Here is a 4,253-nt window from a genome sequence, read left to right as displayed (position 1 = left end):
CATAGGTGAAAGCCGTAAATTACTGGTATTTAATATAGATGAAATACCTGAAATGAAAAAAGGGCAAGGTGTAACGCTGCAAAAATTTAAGAATGCAAAACTTCTAGATATTAAAATATTTAATAAAGAAGACGGTTTAGGCTGGAATAACAATGGAAAAGCAAAGCTCGAAAAAAATATTATTGCATTTTTAGGGAAAAGAGGTAGTACCGGTAAATTACCTCCTATGGGCTTCCCTAAAAATAATAGATTTTCATCATAATAGTTAAAGATTGAGTGTAAAAACCCAGCATATTTTATATGATTTGATACAAGCGAATTTATAAATAATTCGCTTGTACTGGTTTAGGTTTTGTGAAGGTTTCTAAAAAGATTTAATTTTGGTTATTTTTTGCTGCAAATTATAAGATTTTTTTAAAATATGAATAACTATTCTTTCAAAAATCTTATTAATTTTCGCTAAAAAACGCCTCAAAATAGCAAATCAATTAGAAATCTTCACAGAACCTAGTATTAAAAGTTTTTATAGGCTTTTAAATTCATCTTGCCTAGTTCAAATTAATAGATGTTACTATCTTCCACTCCTATAACATCAACTTGATCCTCCTGATGACATTCCTCTAACGGATAATATGCAAAATCTTCATTATTATTACCGAAAAGATTATAAACGCCAGTTAAGAGCTTATTACTATTCTTAAAAAATTGAATTATAGTAGAACAATCTTCTTTAATTGTATCTATTAAAGGTTTTCCGATAGCGGTAGCAGCAGCCATAAGTGCTGGCACCTTTATTGCATCAAATTTGCTTATAACGTGGTTGGGGCTTGAAATTTTTTTTAAGGTAAAACCTATACTCATTAAATGAGGGATTGCTGTAATATATTTATCTATAATATTACTTGTTTCCATCATGTTTTTAAATACATTTAATATAGGAGAAAAAAAATTTTCACTGTCCTCTGATGTTGGCTTTTCTATGTTATGAGTTACATCTATTTTTATCTTTAGAGAATCATCTTGTTTCATATGAAAAAACTTCAATGCTGCCTCAAAATCGCCATCTTTTGTATAGACTTTCTGAATATTTAAAGCATGTAATATTGTAGATATTTTTTTAGGTTGGAACTAGAAACAAAATTATATGTATCTTTAAATAATAATTTAGAAGCGGCTGCATATCTTGTAACTGCTTCTAATCCATTTACAAAGGAATATCCTGAGTTTGTAAGTTTAGCATGATTCATAGTGTTACTCCTGTTTTAAAATAATAAAAATTATATATCACATGATTACCATATATTATGGTTGCATCACAATATATGGTAATCAAAGAAAGTCAACATCTAACAATAAAAAAAGTAAAATATATAATTTTATTTAATCAAAAGGCATATAGCACGAATTTTTCATGGTTCGCCAGTACTTATGTATATTTACGCTGTGTAAGCTCAACTTTAAATTCATCTTGGTTGTAGCTTTCTGAAATATGCTATTTAAGTAAATAAAGTACGGAGTTAAGTAATAATTTGACGAGAATTAGAAAACTCAGGCTATAGAATGGTTCAGAGGTTTAACAGAAGAGTAAACAAGATTGCTATAAAATTTATTGATAGTTCGATTAAAAAGGTAGAATAATCAAGGCATAAGATTGCTCTAAGCCTTGATTATAATAGTGATGGAATTCTTTTATTCTCATGAAGAGCATAACGAGTTTGTTAGTAATTTTACTAACTCTTACAATAATGCTAATCAGTTATAAAATGATGTCAATTTGTAAACAATTAAAACTTAAGTTTTGTACCTATAAGACCAACAGTACCTCGTGTTGTTTTACTAGGTGCTTCAGGATAATATACAGGTTTACCTTTAGCTTGGAAATGAGAAATTTCAGCATATGGTAATAAGCCCGGCATGATTTTATATTCAGTAGCAAGACTTACAGCATCAACAGTGTTTTTATATCTTGAAGTTTTGAGATATTCAAGACTTGTTTTTATAGGTCCTTGTCCATAAGCAACTGCTCCATTGTAATAATAGGCATCACGGCCGACTTTATAATATTCTTTAGCAGTTAAGCTTTTACCTAAATTACCGTAAGAAGCTCCACAAGAGAAATTACCATAAGTAAATACGGCTCCAAGATTATATGCTTTTAAATTAGAAAGCTTATAAGTATTAAGTACTTGGATTGTAGTTCCGTCAGTTTTAGCATGAATAAGACGACGAGCAGGTTTACCGTATTCTCCGGTAACAGATAATTTTAAGTCTGCATCTTCGCTAATTTCATGTTCATAAGTTAAGCCGGCAGAAAAAGCATCTCGAATATTCTGGTTTATAGTCATAGTTTCGTTATTCTCTAATTTAACCGTCTTTATTCCGGTTCTAGAAACACTAATTCCGTTTCTTCCTGAGCTTTCAAGCGTTAAATTATTTATATCTCTATTACCGCCTGTATTAGCAGTATCGGGAGTATAAGATACACCGGCTTGGAAGCCTTTCATTTTAGGCGTGAAAAAATTCAATCTTCTAGCTCTCTCAGCTTTATCATTGATTTGATCAAAAGAATTAGAGTATGACTCAAGATAAAAGCTAGCACTAGTATCAAAATCCGGTTTTAAGCCGTTATATCTCATATACTGACCGTCAAGTAGAGCATATCTATACCATCCTCCAGTACCTGCAGTTACTTGAGTACCGGTAATACGCAATTTAGCACTTGCGTCGGCAGGAGAGCCGAGTTCTACTTTACCGTAACTAGTTTCAATAAAGATATGTGATCCATTATAACTTGTAGAGGTTTTTGCTCTTGTAGTAGGCTGAAGCACTATTTTAGCACCTGCTATTACATCATTGATAGTTTTAGTAATAGTTGCCGCAAACGCTGCCTCCGTGTAAAACCCTAGCTTTTTCCTGTTATCGGTTACATTTTTATCAAATAAAATTAAATGATCTTGTTTAATATAACCACTTTCAAATAAATAAAATCCTTCTAATTTTATTTCAGTATCAGAATTAGAAATAACGGGTGTTGGATTTTCTTCGGCAAGACCAGCCGATGCAAAGCAAATAATACTTGCAGCTAATAATAAATTTTTCACTTTATAAAGTCCTCAATAAACTTAAATAATAAAATTTACTATACAAAATAAATTTTTAGTATAACAAATATAAATCTAACTACGCTAAAATATAATAATACTTTTCAGAATTGACAATAAAAAACTAATTTAATTGATAATAATTTAATTTTAAATAGATAACGTTGTATTATTATCACTATCATTATTCGAGTAGTCTTAGACTTATAGTTTTAAAGAAAAATTTTGTATTGTAAATAATTATGAGTTATAATCATTAGTTTATTAAGTAAATTAAGTTTTGATTATGGCTATAATGTCAGATAAGTGGATAAAGGAAGCTGTTATAAATCAAAGTATGATTAAGCCCTTTGCGGAAAAGCAGGTAAGAGTTCATAATGAGGAAAAGATTATTTCTTACGGCCTATCTTCTTACGGCTATGATGCTAGAGTATCTAATGAATTTAAAATATTTACCAATATTAATTCTACTACGGTTGATCCAAAAAATTTCAGCGAATATAATTTAGTTGATAGAGAAGTAGATGTGTGTATTATTCCACCTAATAGTTTTGCCCTAGGCAGAACTATAGAATATTTTAAAATACCGCGTGATGTGTTAGTTATTTGTGTCGGCAAATCCACTTATGCAAGATGCGGTATAATAGTAAATGTGACGCCGTTAGAACCGGAGTGGGAAGGACATGTAACTTTAGAGTTTTCTAATACTACTCCATTACCTGCTAAAATATATGCAAATGAAGGAGCTTGTCAGTTTTTATTTTTAAGAAGCGATCAAGTTTGTGATACTTCATATGCCGATCGACAAGGAAAATATATGAAACAAGTAGGCGTAACTTTACCGTTAACATAACTTTTTTATGTAAAAAGTTTATTAATTCTTACTTACCAAGTAAGTAATTATAAATATTAAATTTTTAATAAGGATTTTTATGAGTACAATAAACACCGATACTAATGAGGCAATACCTCATATTTCCGTCAATGCACAATATATAAAAGATTTATCTCTTGAGAACCCTTCTGCCCCATCTTCTCTTGCAGCTTTGGATCAACGTCCTCAAATTGATTTATCTCTAGATATAAATATTACTAATTTATCGGAAGAAAATTTCTATGAAGTAGAGTTAAATATTGAAGCAGTTGCGAGAA

General features: G+C 30.2%; 5 protein-coding genes and 1 pseudogene. 3 read left to right on the top strand and 3 right to left on the bottom strand.

Going from position 1 to position 4,253, the window contains the following annotated elements; all coding sequences use genetic code 11:
* Positions 1–262, top strand: a pseudogene (locus AC1Z7D_RS06095) (DNA topoisomerase IV subunit A); the annotation flags it as partial.
* A gap of 296 nt (positions 263–558) precedes the next feature.
* On the opposite strand, the gene AC1Z7D_RS06090 reads toward AC1Z7D_RS06095, so the two are convergent.
* The 3 genes from AC1Z7D_RS06090 to AC1Z7D_RS06080 form a co-directional block, all read right to left on the bottom strand.
* Entirely contained in the window at positions 559–1,029 is a 471-nt protein-coding gene (locus AC1Z7D_RS06090; RefSeq protein WP_482602878.1) for a hypothetical protein, read from the bottom strand.
* Between the two features lie 59 nt (positions 1,030–1,088).
* Positions 1,089–1,247: a hypothetical protein gene (locus AC1Z7D_RS06085; RefSeq protein ID WP_482602876.1), complete on the bottom strand. Its 159-nt coding sequence runs from the start codon at positions 1,245–1,247 to the stop codon at positions 1,089–1,091.
* 537 nt (positions 1,248–1,784) lie between these two features.
* The gene (locus tag AC1Z7D_RS06080) at positions 1,785–3,101 is read right to left on the bottom strand and encodes a porin (protein WP_482602874.1); all 1,317 of its coding nucleotides are present in this window, start codon (positions 3,099–3,101) and stop codon (positions 1,785–1,787) included.
* Positions 3,102–3,387: 286 nt separating this feature from the next.
* On the opposite strand from AC1Z7D_RS06080, the gene dcd reads away from it, so the two are divergent.
* Positions 3,388–3,954 (top strand): dCTP deaminase, encoded by a 567-nt coding sequence (gene dcd / locus AC1Z7D_RS06075; RefSeq protein WP_482602872.1) that lies wholly within the window; start codon positions 3,388–3,390, stop codon positions 3,952–3,954.
* Positions 3,955–4,033: 79 nt separating this feature from the next.
* Positions 4,034–4,253, top strand: a 220-nt coding sequence (locus tag AC1Z7D_RS06070; RefSeq protein ID WP_482602870.1) for a protein-export chaperone SecB, incomplete at its 3' end; no start/stop codon positions are given.

This window comes from Rickettsia sp. (genome assembly GCF_965035265.1).
The sequence above is the reverse complement of the archived record's forward strand: the minus strand, read 5'-3'. Positions and strand labels throughout refer to the sequence as shown.

Coding starts and splice junctions, on each gene's coding strand:
- AC1Z7D_RS06090 (WP_482602878.1), bottom strand. CDS start 1,029: ATGAAACAAGATGATTCTCTAAAGATAAAAATAGATGTAACTCATAAC.
- AC1Z7D_RS06085 (WP_482602876.1), bottom strand. CDS start 1,247: ATGAATCATGCTAAACTTACAAACTCAGGATATTCCTTTGTAAATGGA.
- dcd (WP_482602872.1), top strand. CDS start 3,388: ATGGCTATAATGTCAGATAAGTGGATAAAGGAAGCTGTTATAAATCAA.